This is a genomic window from Methylobacterium endophyticum, from assembly GCF_050591105.1.
GTDB lineage: Bacteria > Pseudomonadota > Alphaproteobacteria > Rhizobiales > Beijerinckiaceae > Methylobacterium.
This window is the reverse complement of the sequence record NZ_JBNHES010000004.1, coordinates 63,649-83,994: the sequence shown is the minus strand read 5'-3', so window position 1 is coordinate 83,994 and position 20,346 is coordinate 63,649. Positions and strand designations below refer to the sequence as shown.

At 71.1% G+C, this 20,346-nt stretch carries 15 protein-coding genes; 11 read left to right on the top strand and 4 right to left on the bottom strand.

From position 1 onward, the window contains the following. The first annotated feature begins 181 nt into the window (after nt 1-181). The gene (locus ACP56T_RS06520) at nt 182-3,592 is read left to right on the top strand and encodes an acyl-[ACP]--phospholipid O-acyltransferase (RefSeq protein ID WP_430911315.1); all 3,411 of its coding nucleotides are present in this window, start codon (nt 182-184) and stop codon (nt 3,590-3,592) included. A gap of 16 nt (nt 3,593-3,608) precedes the next feature. Here ACP56T_RS06520 and ACP56T_RS06515 read toward each other — a convergent pair whose 3' ends face one another. Further along, the gene (locus tag ACP56T_RS06515) at nt 3,609-4,886 is read right to left on the bottom strand and encodes a Hint domain-containing protein (RefSeq protein ID WP_430911314.1); all 1,278 of its coding nucleotides are present in this window, start codon (nt 4,884-4,886) and stop codon (nt 3,609-3,611) included. A gap of 262 nt (nt 4,887-5,148) precedes the next feature. Continuing rightward, nucleotides 5,149-6,267 (bottom strand): aminotransferase class I/II-fold pyridoxal phosphate-dependent enzyme, encoded by a 1,119-nt coding sequence (locus tag ACP56T_RS06510; protein WP_430911313.1) that lies wholly within the window; start codon nt 6,265-6,267, stop codon nt 5,149-5,151. Nucleotides 6,268-6,561: 294 nt separating this feature from the next. Between ACP56T_RS06510 and ACP56T_RS06505 the strand changes: the two genes are divergently transcribed. The 4 genes from ACP56T_RS06505 to ACP56T_RS06490 all read left to right on the top strand — a co-directional run bounded on the left by ACP56T_RS06505 (nt 6,562) and on the right by ACP56T_RS06490 (nt 10,182). Then, the gene (locus ACP56T_RS06505; RefSeq protein WP_430911312.1) at nt 6,562-7,821 is read left to right on the top strand and encodes an adenosylmethionine--8-amino-7-oxononanoate transaminase; all 1,260 of its coding nucleotides are present in this window, start codon (nt 6,562-6,564) and stop codon (nt 7,819-7,821) included. A gap of 105 nt (nt 7,822-7,926) precedes the next feature. After that, complete coding sequence (locus tag ACP56T_RS06500) at nt 7,927-8,325, top strand: response regulator (protein ID WP_430911311.1); 399 nt, start codon at nt 7,927-7,929, stop codon at nt 8,323-8,325. 180 nt (nt 8,326-8,505) lie between these two features. Further along, entirely contained in the window at nt 8,506-9,156 is a 651-nt protein-coding gene (locus tag ACP56T_RS06495) for a MarR family winged helix-turn-helix transcriptional regulator (protein ID WP_430911310.1), read from the top strand. A gap of 108 nt (nt 9,157-9,264) precedes the next feature. Next, nucleotides 9,265-10,182: a DMT family transporter gene (locus tag ACP56T_RS06490; RefSeq protein ID WP_430911309.1), complete on the top strand. Its 918-nt coding sequence runs from the start codon at nt 9,265-9,267 to the stop codon at nt 10,180-10,182. A gap of 19 nt (nt 10,183-10,201) precedes the next feature. Here ACP56T_RS06490 and ACP56T_RS06485 read toward each other — a convergent pair whose 3' ends face one another. Together ACP56T_RS06485 and ACP56T_RS06480 are read right to left on the bottom strand one after the other, a co-directional pair. After that, nucleotides 10,202-10,486: a hypothetical protein gene (locus ACP56T_RS06485; RefSeq protein ID WP_430911308.1), complete on the bottom strand. Its 285-nt coding sequence runs from the start codon at nt 10,484-10,486 to the stop codon at nt 10,202-10,204. A 166-nt stretch (nt 10,487-10,652) separates the two neighbouring features. After that, entirely contained in the window at nt 10,653-11,651 is a 999-nt protein-coding gene (locus ACP56T_RS06480; RefSeq protein ID WP_430911307.1) for a right-handed parallel beta-helix repeat-containing protein, read from the bottom strand. A 322-nt stretch (nt 11,652-11,973) separates the two neighbouring features. Here ACP56T_RS06480 and ileS point away from each other — a divergent pair, with 322 nt between their 5' ends. The 6 genes from ileS (at nt 11,974) to ACP56T_RS06450 (ending at nt 20,339) form a co-directional block, all read left to right on the top strand. Continuing rightward, on the top strand, nt 11,974-14,931 hold the full coding sequence (gene ileS, locus ACP56T_RS06475) for an isoleucine--tRNA ligase (RefSeq protein WP_430911306.1): 2,958 nt from the start codon (nt 11,974-11,976) through the stop codon (nt 14,929-14,931). A gap of 166 nt (nt 14,932-15,097) precedes the next feature. Next, the gene (lspA, locus tag ACP56T_RS06470; RefSeq protein ID WP_430911305.1) at nt 15,098-15,589 is read left to right on the top strand and encodes a signal peptidase II; all 492 of its coding nucleotides are present in this window, start codon (nt 15,098-15,100) and stop codon (nt 15,587-15,589) included. Nucleotides 15,590-15,780: 191 nt separating this feature from the next. After that, nucleotides 15,781-16,437: a hypothetical protein gene (locus ACP56T_RS06465; protein ID WP_430911304.1), complete on the top strand. Its 657-nt coding sequence runs from the start codon at nt 15,781-15,783 to the stop codon at nt 16,435-16,437. Between the two features lie 139 nt (nt 16,438-16,576). Then, nucleotides 16,577-17,983 (top strand): M16 family metallopeptidase, encoded by a 1,407-nt coding sequence (locus ACP56T_RS06460; RefSeq protein ID WP_430911303.1) that lies wholly within the window; start codon nt 16,577-16,579, stop codon nt 17,981-17,983. Nucleotides 17,984-18,035: 52 nt separating this feature from the next. Beyond that, the gene (locus tag ACP56T_RS06455) at nt 18,036-19,334 is read left to right on the top strand and encodes a M16 family metallopeptidase (RefSeq protein ID WP_430911302.1); all 1,299 of its coding nucleotides are present in this window, start codon (nt 18,036-18,038) and stop codon (nt 19,332-19,334) included. Between the two features lie 231 nt (nt 19,335-19,565). Next, a complete protein-coding gene (locus tag ACP56T_RS06450; protein ID WP_430911301.1) occupies nt 19,566-20,339 on the top strand; it encodes a ferredoxin--NADP reductase in 774 nt (257 codons plus the stop codon). Nucleotides 20,340-20,346 lie beyond the last annotated feature (7 nt).

The window sequence follows — 20,346 nt, the reverse complement described above, 5'->3', positions numbered from 1 at the left end:
GGCGAGGCGGTAGATTGCACGTCGTGCAAAATCAAGCTTGCGGCATCCGGCGGCGGCCCCTCATATTTGCACGGTGTTCAAATTCGGTCCCGTCCTCCGTACCGAGCCGGATTTGACGCCTTCCGGGCCGGCGGGCAGTGATGCCTTCGAAGAGCCGAACCGGGCCACCGGGGAGACAGTCATGTTTCGTTCGCTGATGACGGCGCGCCGCTTCGCGCCGCTGTTCTGGTGCCAGTTCTTTTCGGCCTTCAACGACAACTTCCTGAAGAACGCGCTCGCGTTCCTGATCCTGTTCAAGGTGGCCCAGGGCGGCACCGATCCGGGCATCCTGGTGACGCTGGCGAGCGCCGTGTTCATCGGCCCGTTCTTCATCCTGTCGGGGTTGGGCGGGGAGCTCGCCGACCGCTACGACAAGGCCGTCGTCGCCAAGCGGCTGAAATTCGCCGAGATCTTCGCCGCCGGCACTGCTGTCGTCGGCTTCCTGCTGCATTCGGTGCCGGTGCTGTTCGTGGCGCTCGGCCTGTTCGGGGTGATCGCGGCGCTGTTCGGGCCGATCAAGTACGGCATCCTGCCCGACCACCTGAAGCGCGAGGAGCTGCCCGCCGGCAACGCGCTCGTGGAGGGCGCGACCTTCCTGGCGATCCTGCTCGGCACCATCACCGCCGGTCTCGCCTCGGCGGCGGGCGGCGGCGGCGCGGCCTTCGGCACGCTCATCATGGTCTTCGCGGTGCTGTGCTGGCTCTCGGCGCGCGCCATCCCGAGGACGGGGGAGGGCGCGCCCGATCTCAAGGTCGACCGCAACGTCGCCCGCTCCACCGTGGCGCTGCTGCGCGACATCTGGGGCGACACCCGCATCTGGCGCGGCTCGGTGATCGTGAGCTGGTTCTGGCTCGTCGGCGTGGTGGTGCTCTCGCTGCTGCCGGTGCTGGTGAAGGGCCCGCTCAACGGCACCGAGACGGTGGTGACGCTGCTGCTCGCGGTCTTCTCCATCGGCATCGCGCTGGGCTCGGGCCTCGCCTCCTGGCTGTCGAGCGGACGCATCGTGCTGCTGCCGACGCCGGTCGGCGCGGTGCTGATGGGCCTGTTCGGCCTCGACCTCGCCTGGACGGTGGCGCATCTTCCCGCCGTCTCGGGCGAGGCGGTCGGCGCCCTCGCCTTCCTGGAGACCGGCACGGGGCTGCGCGTCGCCTTCGACTTCCTGGCGCTCGCGGCGGCGGGGGGCCTCTACATCGTGCCCTCCTTCGCCGCCGTGCAGGCCTGGACCGACAAGGACAAGCGCGCCCGCGTCATCGGCGCCGTCAACGTGCTCACCGCCGCCTTCATGGTCGGCGGCACGCTGGGCCTCGCCGTGCTCCAGGGCGCCGGCTTCTCCATGGCGAGCCTGCTCGCCACCGTCGCCGTCCTCAACCTCGTCGCGGGCGTCGTCATCTTCGCGGTGCTGCCGACGAGCCCTTTTCGCGATGCCCTCTCGATCCTGTTCCGCGCCTTCTACCGGCTGGAGATCCGGGGCCTGGAGAATGTCGAGAAGGCGGGCCCGAACTGCATCGTGGCGCTCAACCACGTCTCCTTCCTCGACGCGCCGCTCGCCCTCTCGCTGCTCGATCAGGAGCCGGTCTTCGCCATCGACCACGGCATCGCGCAGCGCTGGTGGGTGAAGCCGTTCCTGAAGATCACCAAGGCGATGCCGCTCGACCCGACCCGGCCGCTGGCGACGCGCACCCTCATCAACGCGGTGAAGGGCGGCGAGACGCTGATCATCTTCCCCGAGGGCCGGCTCACCGTGACGGGCAGCCTGATGAAAGTCTATGACGGCGCCGGCCTCATCGCCGACAAGTCGGGCGCGATGGTCGTGCCGGTGCGCATCGAGGGCCTGGAGCAGACGGCGTTCTCGCGGCTGTCGCGCCGGCAGGTCCGCCGCCGCTGGTGGCCGAAGGTGACGGTGACGGTGCTCGAGCCCGTGCGGCTCGCGGTCGATCCCGAACTGAAGGGCAAGGCGCGCCGGCAGGCGGCGGGTGCCGCGCTCTACGGCATCATGTCGGACCTCGTCTTCCGCACCACCGACATCGATCGCGGCATCATGGAGGCCCTGATCGAGGCGGGCGACCGCCACGGCTGGCGCCGCATGGCGCTGGAGGACCCGGTGACGGGCACGCTCAGCTATTCCCGCCTCGTGATGGGCGCCAACATCCTCGGCCGCAAGCTGATGCCTCTCGCCGATGCCGGCCGCCCGGTGGGGGTGATGCTGCCCAACGCCAACGGCGCGGCGGTGACGTTCTTCGCGCTCGCCTCCGCCGGCCGGGTGCCGGCGATGATCAACTTCTCCGCCGGGCCCGCCAACATCCTCTCGGCCTGCAAGGCGGCGGAGATCGGCACGGTGCTGACCTCCCGCGCCTTCATCGAGAAGGGCCGGCTCGGGCCGCTGGTGGAGGCGATCCAGGACAAGGTGAAGCTCGTCTACCTGGAGGACGTGCGCGCCACGGTCTCCACGGGGGACAAGCTGCGCGGGCTGCTGAGCCCCCGCAAACCGCTCGTCGCCCGTAAGGGCGGGGATCCGGCCGCGATCCTGTTCACCTCAGGCAGCGAGGGCACGCCGAAGGGTGTGGTGCTCGCCAACCGCAACCTGCTGGCCAACGTCGCGCAGGCCGCCGCCCGCATCGATTTCGGCCGCACGGACAAGGTCTTCAACGCGCTGCCCGTCTTCCACGCCTTCGGGCTGACGGTGGGGCTGGTGCTGCCGCTGGTCTCGGGCGTGCCGGTCTATCTCTATCCCTCGCCGCTGCATTACCGGATCGTGCCGGAGCTGATCTACGGCTCGAACGCGACGATCCTGTTCGGCACGGACACGTTTTTAGCCGGCTACGCCAAGGCCGCCCACCCCTACGACCTGCGCTCGATCCGCTACGTGCTGGCCGGTGCCGAGGCCGTGAAGGAATCGACCCGCCGGGCCTTCTCGGAGAAGTTCGGCCTGCGCATCCTGGAGGGCTACGGCGTCACCGAATGCGGGCCGGTGGTGGCGCTCAACACGCCGATGTTCAACCGCTTCGGCAGCGTCGGCCGGCTGATGCCGGGGCTCGAGAGCCGGCTGGAGACGGTTCCCGGCATCGAGGGCGCCGGCCGCCTCTCGGTGAAGGGGCCGAACATCATGCTCGGCTACCTGCGGGCCGAGAAGCCCGGCGTGCTGGAGCCGCCGCCCGAGGGCTGGCACGACACCGGCGATATCGTCGCCATCGACGCGCAGGGCTTCGTGACGATCAAGGGCCGCGCCAAGCGTTTCGCCAAGATCGCTGGCGAGATGGTCTCGCTCGCCGGCATCGAGGCGCTCGCGGCCGAGCTCTGGCCCGACGCCCCGAGCGCGGTGGCCGCCGTGCCCGACGCGCGCAAGGGCGAGCGCCTGATCCTGTTCACCGAGAGGAAGGGCGCCACCCGCGCCGACTACCAGGGCTTTGCCAAGGCCAGGGGCGCCACCGAGATCGCGATTCCCGCCGAGGTCGTCGTGCTCGACCGGATCCCGATGCTCGGCACCGGCAAGGTCGATCAGGTCTCGGTGACGCGCCTCGCCCGCGAGCGGGCGCAGACGCCGGAAGCCGCCTGAGCCGGCGGCCTCTCCCTCAGGCGGCGTGCCTGCGCGCGTCGCCGGGGGCGAGGGGATAGCGCTCCAGCGGCGCGATGCGGAAGGCGACGACGCGGCCGAGCGGCAGGGCGGCGTCGCCGTCGGTCCAGCGGTGGTCGCGGCCGGGTGCCTGCGCGTTCCAGCCCTCGCCGAGCGCGTCGAACGAGACGGCCGTCCCGTCGACGAAGAGGCCGCGCACCAGGACCCCGAAGCGGCGGAGGTCGCCGCTCTCGGCCTGGACCTCGCCCGCGATGCCCGAGCGCGAGACCAGGCGCAGGGACGCCGTGCCCTCGGGCACCGCGAAGCGGTAATGACCGCCCTGCGCCGCGAGGGGAGCCAGCGCGATCCCGTCCGCCAGGAGCCTGAGACCGGGATCGGCGGTGAAGCCGGAGGCCGCCCGCGCGAACAGGCCGGCGCGCACCGCGCGCAGCCTCTCGCCGCCCGTCACGACCGGCAGGCAGGTGCGCTCGGCATAGTCGGCGGTGCCCTCGAAATCCGCATGCGCCGCGACGACGGCGCCGCCGTTCTCGAAGGCGGCGCGGTTGCCGGCCTCGATATAGCTCTCGGCCTCCAGACCCTCGGCGAGGAGCAGGTCGTGGCGATCGAGCTCGACATGCCAGTAGGTCACGCGCGCCACGTCCTCGCGCAGGACGGAGACGCCGTTGACCAGCCTGCGGGCCGCGATCAGCACCCCGTCGATGGCGACGGCGTGGTCCGGCGAGACCAGGAGGTCGCGGGCCGGCTTGTTCTCGGCCACGGCGCCCGCGCGGATGCGGATCGGCATCACCGCCTCGGGATGCGGATGCCGGCGGCCATCGATGCGGCGGTGCCCGATCCAGCGGATCGTCCGCGCCTCGCCCGCCGCCGTCACCACCGCGTCGCCCACGGCGAGCCGCTCGACGGGACGCGCGCCGCGCGTCGTCAGGATCAGGGTGCCGGAGGCGAAACAGGCCACATGGTAATCGCCGAGGCCGTTGTTGGGGTAGGTGATGAGCTGCCCGTTGGCGAGCGCCGAGTTCGAGAAGACGTAATAGGTGCCGCCACTGAGGCTCTTGAACAGGATCGTGCCGGCGTTGTCGTAGTTCGTCGAGACGATGGTCGCGTTCAGCGTGACGGAGCTGACGATCACCTGGCTTCCCGCCTCCGTGACGGTGCCCGACACCTGCGCGGCGGCGTGGGAGACGGAAGCGATCCTGGCCGTGTTGCCGACGACGGTCGCCGTCGCCCAGTATCCGTCCGCGTACAAGGTCCGGCTGAACGTAATCGGCAGGGACATGCCGGAACTCCATTGTCGCCATGGCGGCGGCGACTGTTCGGCTTCTATGCCGCGCTTGCGGAATGTGCAATGGCGCACAGTTCGCGCAGCCGGAGATCCTGCGAACTCCGGGGGATGTTCCGCATCGTTCGTCAACATTCATGATGAATGCCGACGTCCGACGACGATGACCGATATCCGGCCCGTATCTAATTCGGCGGCAAGCGCTCTATTTGGAGTTGGGTCGCAATTTATCTATGGATGACTTTGCCGTATCTTCGACTCAGCGCAGGGCCGCGACCGCCTCGGCCAGCCCGTCCACCTGCGCCTCGCTATGGGCCGCCGAGAACGCCACCCGCAGGCGCGCCGTCCCGGCCGGCACGGTCGGAGGCCGGATGGCGACGACGAGAAACCCCCGCTCCTCCAGCGCCGCCGACAGGGCGAGGGCGGCCTCCGCCTCGCCGACCAGCACCGGCACCACGGCGCTTTCCGCCTCCGGCAGGCCGAGCCGGGCGGTGAAGCGGCGGGCCAGCATCAGCGGACGCGCCCGCCGCTCCGGCTCCGCCTCGAGGATCGTCAGCGCCTCGAGGGCCGCCGCGGCGGAGGCCGGCGGCAGGCCGGTGGTGTAGACGAAGCTGCGCGCCCGGCTCGTCAGCAGGTCGATCACCGCGCGGTCGGCGCAGAGATAGCCGCCATAGGAGCCGAGGCTCTTCGAGAGCGTGCCCATCTCCAGGGGCGCCCGGCGCCCGGCCTCGACCACGCCGAGCCCGTGCGCGTCGTCCACCAGCGTCCAGGCGTCGTGAGCCTCCGCGAGCGCGAGGATGTCGGCGAGCGGCGCGACGTCGCCGTCCATGCTGAACACGCGCTCGGTCAGGATCATCGCATGCGCGTGGCCGGCGCGCTGCTCGGCGAGCAGCCGCGCGAGGTCCGCCGCGTCGTTGTGGCGGAACGTCGCCACCGTCGCGCCCGAGGCGCGGGCCCCGGCCCAGAGGCAGGAATGGGCGAGGGCGTCGACGAGCACGAGGTCGCGTGGGCCGGCGAGCGCCGGCACGATGCCGAGATTGGCGAGATAGCCCGAGCCGAAGACGAGGGCGGCCTCCTTGCCCTTGTGCCGGGCGAGCCGCTCCTCCAGCGCGGACAGCAGCGGATGGCTGCCCGTCACCAGCCGCGATCCGCCGGCCCCGGCCCCGTAGGCCGCCGCCGCCTCTTGCGCCGCCGCGATCACGCGCGGGTCCTGGCTCAGGCCGAGATAGTCGTTGCAGGAGAAGGAGACGAGGCTGCGGCCGCCGCGCGTCGCGCTCGCCTGCGCGCCCCGCGTCGTCGGGACGAGCCGGCGGCGCAGCGAGCCCGCCTCCAGGCTCGCGAGCTTGGTCCGGGCGAAGGTTTCGAGGCTCGACGACATCCGGCCTGAAGGCTCCCGCATCGGAGGCCAAGTCAAGCGGGATCGAGGGCGGCGCATGGCCGGGCCGCGCGGGACACGCGCTCGCCGGCCGACGCCGCCTCAACCATAAATGGCATGTTCGATTGGAACAACGGCAATACACGCGTAGATTGTTTTTGCGGCGGCCATCACCCTTCCGGTCGTACGCATCCTCGACTTGGGACGCGCCGCGAGCGCGGCGCGTCCCGCCTTTTGTCGCGACCGCGTCCGCAGCCCCTCCTTGACCTCGTCCGGCCGCCCCGCCATCCCGCCGCCATGAGCATCGGCGCCGACGGGCATCTCTGGCGGCCCTACACCCAGATGAAGACGGCCGATCCGCCGCTGGAGGCGGTGCGCACCCACGGCTCGCGCATCGTTCTGGCGGATGGGCGCGAGCTCGTCGACGGCATCGCCTCCTGGTGGACGGCGGTGCACGGCTACAACCACCCGCATATCGCCCGCGCCGTCTCGGCCCAGCTCGCGGCGATGCCGCATGTGATGTTCGGCGGCCTGACCCACGCCCCGGCCGAGCGCCTGGCCTCCCGGCTGGCGGCGATGGCGCCCGGAGACCTGTCGCGCGTCTTCTTCACCGATTCCGGCTCGGTCGCCGTCGAGGTGGCCCTGAAGATGGCGGCGCAGCTCTGGCTGAACCGGGGCGTCGCGGGCCGCACCCGCGTGCTCGCCTTCCGGGGCGGCTACCATGGCGACACCATGGGGGCGATGTCGGTCTGCGACCCCGAGGAGGGGATGCATCGCCGCTTCGGCGCCTACCTGCCCGAGCAGGTTTTCTGCGACCTGCCGAGGACCGCGCAGGAGACGGCGGCGCTCGATGCCGCCTTGAGCCGGCACCGCGAGACGCTGGCGGCGGTGATCGTCGAGCCGCTGGTGCAGGGGGCGGGCGGCATGCTCGTGCATCCGCCGGAGGTGCTGGCCGTCGTCGCGCGGCTCGCCCGCGCCCACGGCCTGCCGCTCATCGCCGACGAGATCTTCACCGGCTTCGGGCGCACGGGCAGCCTGTTCGCCTGCGAGCAGGCGGGGATCGTGCCGGACATCCTCTGCCTCTCGAAGGCGCTCACCGGCGGCACCATGGCGCTCGCCGCCACCATCGCCACGGAGGCGGTGTTCCGGGAGTTCTGGTCCGACGACCCCGCCGCCGCGCTCATGCATGGCCCGACCTTCATGGCCAATCCGCTGGCCTGCGCGGCAGCGAATGCCAGCCTCGACCTGTTCGAGACCGAGCCGCGCCTGGTGCAGGCCCGCGCCATCGGGGCGCGGCTTGCCGAGGGCCTGGGGGAGTTGCGCGGGCTCCCCGGCATCCGCGATGCGCGCGTCCTTGGGGCCATCGGGGCCGTCGAGTTCGCGCACGCCCCGGATCTCGCCCGGCTGAAGCGGGCGCTCGTCGCGCGCGGCGTCTGGGTGAGACCGTTCGGCCGCATCCTCTACCTGACTCCGGCCCTGACCATCGGCCCCGCCGATCTCGATCTCCTCGTGGCGGAGCTGGTGCGCGCGGCGCGAGAAGAGGCAGCCGCCGGCTGACCGCGCTGCAACCCGGACGCCCTCCCGACGTTGGGCTTGCGGACGCGGTGCGGCCGCAGCCGACGACCGGGACATGAACTGGGACTTGGAGGACGCAGGATGGTCATGAGCCCCGAGAACGAGACCGGGCCCGAGACGACGGCCGAGCGGCCGGTGATCCTGCTCGTCGAGGACGAGGCGCTGACCATCATGGACCTCGGCGACGTGCTCGAGGACGGCGGCTACGAGACCGTGCAATGCGCCTCGGCCGAGCGCGCGCTCTCCATCCTCCAGGCGCGGCCCGACATCTGCGGCCTCGTCACCGATGTCGAGCTGTCGGGGCGCGCCAACGGTTTCGAGCTGGCGCATTCCGTGGCGGAGGCGCGCCCGAGGCTGCCCATCCTGATCGTGTCGGGCCGTGCCGCGCCGGACCCCGAGCGCATGCCCGCCGGCGCCCGATTCATCGCCCGGCCCTGCACCGGCGAGGACATCCTGCATCAGCTTCGCGGCCTGATGGACTGCTGAGCGCCCATCGGCCGGGGGACGGCGCCGGCCCGCGCCGGCCTTTGTCATCTCAGCTTCACGATAAGCCTGCACTGCCTCGTCACGAGCGCCGGCTATCCGATCAGGATCCGGCCTTTCGTGCTTGTCCATGCCCGGAGCCTCGCTGCCCGTGCCTGGAAATGCTGGGCCAAGGGGTGCACCATGTCAGCCGTCGACGACGAACCGGCGCCCGTGCCGGCGGGCGACAGTCCGGGTGGCAGCGTGAACGGCAAGGCGAGGCAGGGCCGCGAGGTCGAGCGTGAGCACAAGGCCGGCAAGCGCCTGCGTCCCCCCGGCTCGAAGAGCGTCGGCTGGGCCCTCGTCCAGGCGGCCCGCCTCCACCGCTCCCGCATCGGCGACCGCCTGGCCGCGCTCGGGCTCTTCGCCGGCCAGGAACAGGTGGTCCAGGCGCTCGCAGCCGCCGGCACCATGACCATGGGCGACCTCGCCGCCACCCTGCGGGTCCGCCCGCCCACCGCCTCCAAGACCATCTCGCGGCTCGCCGCGCTCGGCATCGTCGAGCGCCGGGCGGAAGCCGGGGACGGCCGCGTGGTGCGCGTGCGCCTCACCGAATCGGGTCTCGCCAAGGCCGAGGCCATCGAGCGCATCTGGGACGACGTCGAATCGGAGCTGCTCGACGGTTTCGACAACAAGGAGCGCCGCCGCCTGCGCAAGCTCCTGCGCAAGGTCGCCCGCAGCCTCGCCGACGCGGCGGGCGTCGCCGGGCACGAGACGGAGGCCGAGCTCGACGCCGAGGACGACGAGGCGGACCTCGCCCTCTCGGAGGCCGGCGACCTCGAACGCCCGATCTGATTTTTTTCGAACGCTTGCCGTCGCGCTTGCACGGCCGTTCTGCGCCGAGAACGCTGCCGGACGTCGTCAGCCTCCGCTAGAAGCCGTTCCCGGCGCGGGAGATGGCGGGTGAGCGGCAGGGACGAGACGGCGCCCGTCGAAAAACCCGACCGGCGCCGGCTCGCCGGCATCGCCCTGATGTGCGGCACCGTGGCGTTCTTCGCGCTGCTCGACGCCTCCGCCAAGGGCCTCGCCCGCGCCGGGGTCGATCCGCTGCTGACGACCTTCATGCGCTACGCCGTGAGCGTCGGCCTGATCTCGCTGGTCCTGAACCCGGTTCGCACCCCCGGCGTCGCGCGCACCGCCCGGCCCGGCCTCCAGATCCTGCGCTCGCTGCTGCTCTTCGGCTCCACGGCTCTGAACTTCTTCGCCCTGCGCCATCTCCAACTCGCCGAGACGCTCTCGATCCAGTTCGCCGCACCGCTGGCCGTGGCGCTGCTGGCGGGGCCGCTTCTCGGCGAATGGTCCTCCCCGCGCCGGCTCGCCGCCATCGCCGTGGGGTTCGTGGGGGTGCTCGTGATCGTGCGGCCGGGGGTCGGCACCATGCATCCGGCGATGCTGCTGAGCCTCGGCAACATGACCTGCTATGCCTGCTACATCCTCACGACGCGCCGGCTCGCGGCCTTCGATTCCACCGCGACGACGCTGTTCTATTCGGGGCTCTCGGGCCTCGCCCTGATGAGCCCGCTGCTGCCCTGGATCTGGCGGAGCCCCGATTCCTGGGCCGTCTGGGCGCTGCTCGTCGGCGTCGGCCTGTGGGGGACGCTCGGGCACTGGCTGCTGATCATGGCGCATGCGCTGGCGCCGGCGAACGTGCTGGCGCCCTTCCTCTACACGCAGCTCCTGTGGTCGGTGGCCCTCGGCTACCTGATCTTCGGCGACGTGCCGAGCCGCTGGACGCTGGCCGGCGCGTCGATCGTCGTGGGCTCCGGCCTGTATCTCCTCGCCCAGGAAACCCGCCGCCGGGATGCGCGGCCGGCCGCGTGAGGGCCGGCCGCCCGGTCCCTCACCGGTGATGACGGTGGTGGCGGCGATGGTGCCGGTAGCCGCGGCGCGAGCGCAGGTCCGTGCGGTAGGCGCGCCGGCCGGGATCGATGCCGAGGGCGCCGTTGACGGTGCCGACGCCGGCACCCACGGCACCGCCGACGATGCCGCCGACCGGACCGCCGACGCGGTCGCCCTCGGCCGCGCCGCGCTGCGCGCCGCCGACGAGGCCCTGGGCATCGGCCGCGGTGCCGGCGAGGGTGAGGGAGGAGAGGGCGAGGCTCGCTGCGAGCAGGAATGTCTTCATGGCGGAAGCGTCCGTTTCTCTTGTCGGTTTCAGGCCCGTGGCGCGGCTTCGTCGTCGTCCGCCGACTCGGGCACGAGGGGATAACGGTCAGGCTTGGAATAAGGTCCCGCGCCTCACGAGAAGATGAGCCGGCACATCGGCGGAGACCGCGTGAGCGGCCGCCGGCTCACTCTTGGCTGTTGCCGCGCAGGACGTTGCCGGTGGCGTGGTCGCCGTCGTCGAGGCTGGAGCCGAACGGATAGCCCGCGTCCTCCCCGCAATAGAGCCGCCAGCCCTCGCGCGAGCCGACCTTCACGAAATCGGGACGCCAGAAGCCGGCATGGCGGTAGCGGTTCTCGGCGATCAGGTTGTCGGACGGGGTCTGGTGGCGCACCGTGCCGCCCTCGCCGCAGTTGCGGTAGAGGTCGATCCCGCGCTGCCCGTGCAGGACGAAGCGGTTGCCGGTGATGCGGTTGCCGGCCGAGCCGTCGACGGCGACGGTCTCGCGGCCCGTCTCCACATCGATATCGTTGCCGTCGATGACGTTTCTCGCGCTCTCGGCGTCGAGATAGACGGCGACCGAGCTCGAGCGTCCCCGCAGCCGCGAGCCTTGCAGCGTCACCTGCGTGACGCCGGGGCCGAGATAGAGCGGGATGCCCCCGAGCGCCGTCAGCGTGGAGTCCGTGATGGCGATGCGCGTCGGCGCGGCGGCTTGCGCGCGCTCGGTATGTCCCGGCCGGTGCGACGACGCCTTCACCGCCTCGCCCTGTCCGTTCAGCCCCATGCCCCAGATGCGGATATGCCCGTCGATGGCGCAGCCGCGAATCGCGATGTCGGAGGGGCGCTCCCAGACGGGCTCGCCGTCGCGCCCCGGACGGGGACCGCCGGAGCGGATCTCGATGGCGAACTGCCCGAAGGCCGGCGGCGGCGAGGACCGGCCGATGCGCGCGCCGTTGCAATCGATGGCGACGCCGGAGGCGGAGGCACCTTCGAGCAGGATGCGCTTGGTGACGTGCTCGCCCTCCGACAGGCGCAGGCTGCATGCGAGCCGCACGCTCTCGTCCCCCGGCACGGCCGGCGCCAGGATTTTTTTACGCGCGGCGTCGTCGCACGGGGGAGCGGCGTGGGCCGCCGGTATGGCCGTGAGGAGGCATCCGGCGAGCGTCGCCGCGGTGGCGTGGCGCATGGGGCTCCCAGGCCGGTTCATGCGCGAGGCAGAGCCCCGGCCTCCGGCGAAATTGCGGCGGCGGGCTCGGACGTTGGCCGCTGGCGCGCGCCTGCCGCCGCTGCTAGAAGCCGTGGCCATGCGCATCGTCCACGATTGCCGCGGCTCCGGCCCCGCTCGAATTACCGGCCCGGCCTCCGTCTAGGGGTCGCGCTCGCGCGGCCGCGCGGATGCCGGGACGTGACGCCCGCCCCAAGGGCACGTGCTCCCCAAGGGCACCTGCTCCTTTGCCGCCGGCTGTTTCGGCCGGCCCGACCCGAAGCGCCGGACCACACACCTTCCGATGACCGACTCCGCCCCCGCCGCCCCCGCGCGCGACTACTCGCAGACCCTGTTTCTGCCCAAGACCGATTTCCCCATGCGCGCCGGCCTGCCGGTGCGCGAGCCGCTGCTCCTGGAGCGCTGGAAGGCGAGCGACCTCTACGGCCGCATCCGCGTGGCGGCGAAGGGCCGGCCGAAATTCGTGCTGCACGACGGCCCGCCCTACGCCAACGGCAACATCCATATCGGCACGGCGCTCAACAAGATCCTCAAGGACGTGATCGTCCGCTCGCAGGGCGCGCTCGGCTTCGACGCGAACTACGTGCCCGGCTGGGACTGCCACGGCCTGCCCATCGAGTGGAAGATCGAGGAGCAGTACCGCGCCAAGGGCCGCAACAAGGACGAGGTGCCGGTCATCGAGTTCCGCCAGGAGTGCCGGAGCTTCGCCGGCCACTGGCTCGACGTGCAGCGCGAGGAGTTCAAGCGCCTCGGCGTCACCGGCGACTGGGACCACCCCTATGTCACCATGGATTTCCGCGCGGAGGCGGCCATCGCCGCCGAGCTGATGACATTCGCCGCCACCGGCCAGCTCTATCGCGGCTCGAAGCCGGTGATGTGGTCGGTGGTGGAGAGGACCGCGCTCGCCGAGGCCGAGGTCGAATACGAGGAGCATGTCAGCGACACGGTTTTCGTGGCGTTCCCGGTCCGCGAGGGCGCGGGCGACGATTTGGCCGGCGCGCGCGTGGTCATCTGGACGACCACGCCCTGGACGATCCCCGGCAACCGAGCCGTCGCCTACTCGAAGAAGATCGCCTACGGGCTCTATCGCGTCACGCAGGCGGCGGACGAGAACTGGGCGAAGGCCGGCGATACCTATCTCCTGGCCGACAGCCTCGCGGCGACCGTCTTCTCGGCGGCGCGTGTCGAGGCGTTCGAGCGCGTGCGTGACGTGCCCGTCTCGGCGCTCGCCGGCCTGACGCTGGCGCACCCGCTCGCCACGCTCGGCTACGATTTCGCCGTGCCGATGCTCGACGGCGACCACGTCACCGACGAGTCCGGCACGGGCTTCGTCCACACGGCGCCGGGCCATGGCCGCGAGGATTTCGAGATCTGGATGGCCAACGGCCGCGCGCTGGCTCAGCGCGGCATCGACACGCGCATCCCCTACACTGTCGACGCCGACGGGGCGCTGACGGAGGAGGCGTATGGTTTCACGGGAAAACTCGTCCTTAACCATAAGGGCGAAAAGGGCGACGCCAACAAGGCGGTGATCGCGGCGCTGGTCGAGGCCGGCAATCTCGTGGCGCGCGGCGTGCTGCGCCACCAGTACCCGCATTCCTGGCGCTCGAAGAAGCCGGTGATCTTCCGCAACACGCCGCAATGGTTCATCGCCATGGACCGTCCGGTGGAGACGCTCGGCAACCGGACGCTCCGGGAGGTCGCCGTCCAGGCGATCGAGGACACACGCTGGGTCCCGCCTCAAGGAAAGAACCGCATCAACGGCATGGTCGGCAACCGGCCGGACTGGGTGGTCTCGCGCCAGCGCGCCTGGGGCGTGCCGATCACCGTCTTCGTCCGGAAGGGCACGAGCGAGGTCCTGCGCGACGAGCGCGTCGATGCCCGCATCCGCGCCGCCTTCGAGGCCGAGGGGGCCGATGCCTGGTTCTCGGACGTGGACGGCGCCCGCTTCCTACGCCCCGAGCACGATCCGGCGGAGTACGAGAAGGTGACGGACGTCCTCGACGTCTGGTTCGATTCCGGCTCCACCCACGCCTTCGTGCTCGACGATCCGCAGGCGTTTCCGGGGCTTTCCGGCGTGGTGCGCAAGCGCGACGGCGGCACGGACACCGTGATGTATCTCGAAGGCTCCGACCAGCATCGCGGCTGGTTCCAGTCCTCGCTGCTCGAATCCTGCGGCACGCGGGGGCGCGCGCCCTACGACATCGTGCTCACCCACGGCTTCGTCCTCGACCCCAAGGGGCTGAAGATGTCGAAGTCGAAGGGCAACGTCGTCGCGCCCCAGAACATCATCAAGGATTCCGGCGCCGACATCCTGCGGCTCTGGGTGGCGGCCTCCGACTACACGGATGACCTGCGCATCGGCCCGGAAATCGTGAAGACCTTCGCGGAGACCTACCGCAAGCTGCGCAACTCATTGCGCTGGATGCTGGGCTCCCTGGCGCACCGCGTGCCCGGCGACGACGTGCCGTTCGCGGACATGCCGGAGCTGGAGCGGCTGATCCTGCACCGGCTGGCCGAGCTCGACGGCGAGATCCGCGAGGCCTATGCGGCCTTCGACACGAAGCGGGTCGTGGCGCTCCTCAACGGCTTCATGACCGGCGACCTCTCGGCCTTCTATTTCGACGTCCGCAAGGACACGCTCTACTGCGATCCGATCTCCTCCGGCGCGCGCCGCGCGGCGCTCCAGGTCGTCGACGAGGTGTTTCGCCGGGTCACGATCTGGCTCAGCCCCGTGCTGGCCTTCACGGCTGAGGAAGCCTGGCTCGACCGCTACCCGTCCGAGGACGGCTCGGTGCATCTCCAGCAGCTTCCCGAGACGCCTGCCTCCTGGCGCGATGCCGCCCTCGCGGAGCGCTGGCAGAGGATCCGGGCCGTGCGCCGGGTGGTGACGGGGGCGCTCGAGATCGAGCGCGCGGCCAAGCGCATCGGCGCGAGCCTGGAGGCGGCGCCGGTCGTCCATGTGGCCGATGCCGCGCTGCTCGGTGCGCTGGACGGGGTCGATCTCGCCGAGGTCTGCATCACCTCCGCCATCCGGGTCGAGGCCGGCGAGGGGCCGGGCGATGCCTTCCGCCTCGATGAGGTGCGCGGGGTCGCGGTGGTGCCGGCCCTGGCCGAGGGCCGCAAATGCGCCCGCTCCTGGCGGGTCAGCCCCGATGTCGGCATGGACCCGGACTATCCCGACGTGACGCCCCGCGACGCCAGGGCGCTGCGGGAATGGGATGCGGAGCAGCGCGCGTGAACACGTCACGCGAATGTTCCTCCCCCCTCTGCGGGGGAGGGTGGCCCGCGAAGCGGGTCGGGAGAGGGGAGCGCCGCGTCCGGGTAGCGCGCTCTCCTCTCCCGACCCTCGCTGACGTGAGGGCCACCCTCTCCCGCAAAGGGGAGAGGGAAGGCTGGGTGTGTCTATGACGCGCCCCGCCCGTTACGGCCTTGCCGCCCTCGTCGCCACGCTCGCCTTCGACCAGATCTCCAAGCTCTGGCTTTATCTCGGCACGGATCTCGTGCTGACCCAACCCTGGCGCCTCGGCCCCTATGCCGAGTTCGTCGTGGTCTGGAACAGGGGCGTCTCCTACGGCCTGTTCCAGCAGGACGGCGGGGTGGGGCGCTGGCTCCTCGTCGCCGTCTCCCTGGCGGCGGCGGCGGGGCTGGTCTGGTGGATGCTGCGCTGTCCCTCGAGGCTGCTCGCGCTCTCCCTCGGGCTGGTGGCCGGCGGGGCGCTCGGCAACGCGGTCGACCGCATCGCCTACGGCGCGGTGTTCGACTTCGTCCATCTCCATGCCGGGGCATGGTCCTGGTACGTGTTCAACGTCGCGGACGCGGCCATCGTGGCCGGGGTCGTTGGGCTCGTGATCGACGCGGTCCGCCCGGCCCGCTCGGGAAGCGCCTCGCCCCTGTGATGGGGGCGCCACATCCGCATTCTGGATTCGCCCGAGGCGCGGCGAAGGGTGGTGCGCTGCGGTCAAGGCGCCTTACGATCGCCTGAAACCGGGCTCAGGCCCACGACATCGGATCGGGTCCGGCGCGCGAGGCGGCCGGAGGGGCGCGAGGAGCGTCCCGGACATCCCGGCCGGAAACCCTGTGGGGCAGCATGACCGGGCACCGCCGCTTCCTCCTCGCCGCCGTCGCGGGCCTCGGCCTGGGCCTCTCCACCGCCGGGCCAGCCGCCGCGCAGCAGCCCCAGGGCGAGCTCATGCGCGACACGCTGAGCACGCTCGGCCTGATCGAGAAGGAGAAGCCCGCGATCACCTATCGCGAGCGCGCTCCCCTGGTGATGCCGCCGAAGCTCGACGGCCGCGCCCTGCCGCCGCCGCGCTCCGCCAACGCCTCCCCCGAATGGCCGAGGGAGCCGGAGGTCCTGGCCCGCCAGAAGGCCGCCGAGGAGGCACGCCTTCCGAGAGGCGGCCAGCCGCAGGGGCGCTACAACGACAACAACGCCACCCTGAGCGTCGACGATATCCGCTCGGGACGCCGGGCCGACGCCAACATGACCACCGAGGTCCAACCCAAGCCCGGCGACGGCAACCGCGATTCGTTCTGGGTCAATCCGCTGGAGCTGATGAAGGGCATCGGCCAGGACAGGACCGAGCCGTCCGTCGTCGAGCCGAGCCGCGACGTGCTGACCGATCCGCCCACCGGCTACCGCAAGGCGCCCAAGCCCGTGGCCAAGAACACCAGCGACCCGATCAACAATCCGAGCCGCGAGCGCGAGGAATCCGATCCGGGCGTCTACCTGCGCGGCCGCTGAGCCGGGCCACGCCGCCTCCGGCCGTCCGGAACGCGTACGAGACTTGCCTCGCCTCCGGCGCCCGCGCGGCGCCGACACGGGCGATTCCACGGGGATACGAAGAGACGGCCATCCGCTAGGGCCGCACCAGGACAATCGCATGCATCTGTTCAGGAAGCCCGAGCCCGCCCTCCTCACCGGCCGCCGGCCGTCCCCGGCGGGGGCCGCCGGGCGAGGCGAGGCCGCCCCCTTCGGGCGCTCGGAGGCCGGCGGACCCGAGGTCTCGGCCTTCACCCTGGACAACGGCCTCGACGTGGTGGTGGTGCCCGATCACCGCGCCCCCGTCGCGACGCACATGATCTGGTACCGCAACGGCTCGGCCGACGATCCGATCGGCCAGTCCGGCATCGCCCACTTCCTCGAGCACCTGATGTTCAAGGGCACCGAGGCCCATCCCGTCGGCGCCTTCTCGAAGGCCGTGTCGGGGCTCGGCGGCCAGGAGAACGCCTTCACGAGCTACGACTACACCGCCTATTTCCAGCGGGTCGCCCGCGACCATCTCGGCACCATGATGAGCTTCGAGGCCGACCGCATGACCGGTCTCGTCCTCGACGACGCCGTGGTGGCGCCCGAGCGCGACGTGGTGCTGGAGGAGCGCCGCATGCGGGTCGAGACCGACCCCTCCGCGCAGCTCTCGGAGGCGATGGCCGCCTCGCTCTTCGTGCACCACCCCTACGGCATCCCGATCATCGGCTGGATGCACGAGATCGAGGAGCTGAACCGCGGCCACGCCCTCGACTACTACAAGCGCTTCTACACGCCTGAGAACGCCATCCTCGTGGTGGCCGGCGACGTCACCCCCGACGAGGTCCGGCGGCTGGCCGATTCCACCTATGGCCGCGTCGCGCCCCAGGGGGCCCGGCCGATCCGGGTGCGCCCCCGCGAGCCCGAGCCCAAGGCCATGCGCCGCATCGCCATCGCGGACCCGAAGGTCGAGCAGCCGACGCTCCAGCGCCTCTATCTCGCCCCCTCCTGCATCACCGCCCGCGACGGCGGCTGCCATGCGCTGGAACTGCTGGCCGAGCTGCTCGGCGGCGGCGCGACCTCGTATCTCTACCGCAAGCTCGTCCTGGAGCAGGGCATCGCCGTGAACGCGGGCGCCTGGTACATGGGCTCGGCCATCGACGACACCCGCTTCTCCGTCTACGCGGTGCCGGCCGAGGGCGTCTCCCTGGAGGCTCTGGAGGAGGCCGTGGACAAGGCGCTGCGCAAGGCGCCCTCCGAGGCGCTGGGGCCGGAGGCGATCGAGCGGGCCAAGACGAGGCTCGTCGCCGAGACGGTCTATTCCTCCGACAGCCAATCCTCGCTCGCGCGCATCTTCGGCTCGGCGCTCGCCATCGGCGAGACCATCGAGGAGGTGCGGCGCTGGCCCTCCGACATCGAGAGCGTGACGAGGGAGCAGCTCGTCGAGGCCGCCGGGCGCTACCTGACCCCGGCCCGCTCCGTCACCGGCTATCTCATCAAGTCCAGCGATCCCGACGCCCCGGCCACGGCCGTCTCCGCCTGAGCGGGGGCTTTCCGACGCCGACGCGCGACCAGAAGAACAACGAGGCTCGTCCATGACTCTCGCCGCCAACCTCGCCGACACGGCGACCCGTCCCGCCGCAGGCTCTCCGGCGCATGCGCTCCCCGTGCAGACGGCGGCGGGCATCGAGGCGTGGCACGTCCCCTCGCCGGTGGTGCCGCTGGTGGCGCTGGCCTTCACCTTCGAGGGCGGCGCCGCGCAGGACCCGGAGGGCAAGGCGGGCTGCGCCCAGATGCTGGCGCGCCTCCTCGACGAGGGCGCGGGCGACCTCTCATCAGACGCCTTCCAGGAGCGGCTCGCGGCGCGCGCCATCGAGCTCTCCTTCCATGCCGGGCCCGACGCCATCGGCGGCTCCCTCAAGATGCTGACGAAGCATGTTGGCGAGGCCGTCGACCTGCTGGCCCTCGCCCTGGCCAAGCCCCGCTTCGACCACGACGCCGTCGAGCGCGTGCGCGGCCAGATGGTCGCCGGCCTGCGCTACCAGCAGAACGATCCCGGCGTGATGGCCTCGCGCCGCTTCTTCAAGGAGGCGTTCGCCGGCCATCCCTACGGCCGGCCCTCCTCGGGCACGATCGAGAGCGTCGCCGCCATCACCCGCGACGACCTGCTCGCCATGCATGCCCGGATCGTCGGGCGGGGAGCCCTGAAGGTCGCGGCGGTGGGCGACATCGACGCCGAGACGCTGGCCGCCGCCCTCGAGCGCTCCTTCGGCGCCCTCGCGGAGGCCGGCCCGCTGCGCGCGGTGCCCCGCGCCTCCGTCCAGGGCATCGGCGGCCGCGTGGTGGTCGATCTCGACGTGCCGCAGTCGGTGATCCGCTTCGGCATGACCGGCGTCGCCTGGCGCGACCCGGACTTCATCCCCGCCTATGTGCTCAACCACATCCTGGGCGGCGGCTCCTTCACCTCGCGGCTCTTCCAGGAGGTCCGCGAGAAGCGCGGGCTCGCCTATTCGGTCGGCACCTCGCTGGTCAGCCACCGTTCGGCGGCGATGGTCTGGGGCTACACCGCCACCAAGAACGAGCGCGTCGGCGAGGCCCTCACCGTCATCGGCGAGGAGATCTCCCGGCTGATCGAGGCGGGCCCGACGGACGAGGAGCTCCAGAAGGCCAAGGACTACCTGACCGGCTCCTACGCCCTCGGCTTCGACACCTCGACCAAGATCGCGCACCAGCTCGTGCAGATCGCCTTCGAGGGGCTGGGCATGGACTACATCGCCCGGCGCAACGACATGGTCGCCGGGGTGACGCAGGCCGATATCCGCCGCGCCGCCGCCCGCACCCTCGGCGACGGCCGCATGCTGGTGGTCGCGGCCGGCCGGCCGACGGGGTTCTGAGCGCACTCGCAGGCCCGTCGACCGCGTCTCCGTCCGCGAGAAAGGCCGGGTCGAGGTCCCTGTAACGGCGGCGCGAAACCAAGAGCCGTTCCAGACTAGGACAGCCATCCGACCCATGCGCGGCGGCCATGATCCGATCGTGACTTGACGGATATCCCGCAGGTGCGAGAAGACGCCGCCACGTTGACGAGCGACGTTTACGACTCGACCCTACCGAGGACCCTTTCGGCGATGAGCAAGTTCAACGAGGAGCGTGTGGTTTCGGTCCATCACTGGACGGATACGCTGTTCTCGTTCCGCACGACGCGGGACCCGTCTTTCCGGTTCCGCAACGGCGAGTTCACGATGATCGGGCTGGAGGTCGAGGGGCGCCCGCTGCTGCGGGCCTATTCGGTGGTGTCGGCGAACTACGAGGAAGAGCTGGAATTCTTCTCGATCAAGGTCGCCAACGGCCCGCTGACGAGCAAGCTCCAGCATCTGAAGGTCGGCGATCCGATCATCGTCGGCAAGAAGCCCACCGGCACCCTGGTGCTCGACAACCTGCTGCCGGGCAAGAATCTCTACCTGCTCGGCACCGGCACCGGGCTGGCGCCCTTCCTGTCAATCATCAAGGACCCGGAGACCTACGAGCGCTTCGAGAAGGTCGTGCTGGTGCATGGCTGCCGGCGGATCGAGGAGCTCGCCTACGGCGACACCATCACGCAAGAGCTGCCCAACCACGAGTTCCTCGGCGAGACCATCTCCGAGCAGCTGATCTACTACCCGACCGTGACCCGCGAGCCCTTCCGCAACACCGGGCGGATCACCGACCTGATGACCTCGGGCAAGCTGTTTTCCGATATCGGCCTGCCGCCGATGTCCATCGAGGCCGACCGCTTCATGCTCTGCGGTTCCCCGGAGATGATCCGCGACACCCGCCAGCTCCTCTCCGACGGCGGCTATGTCGAGGGCAACCACGGCGAGGCCGGCCACTACGTCATCGAGAAGGCCTTCGTCGAGAAGTGACACCCGC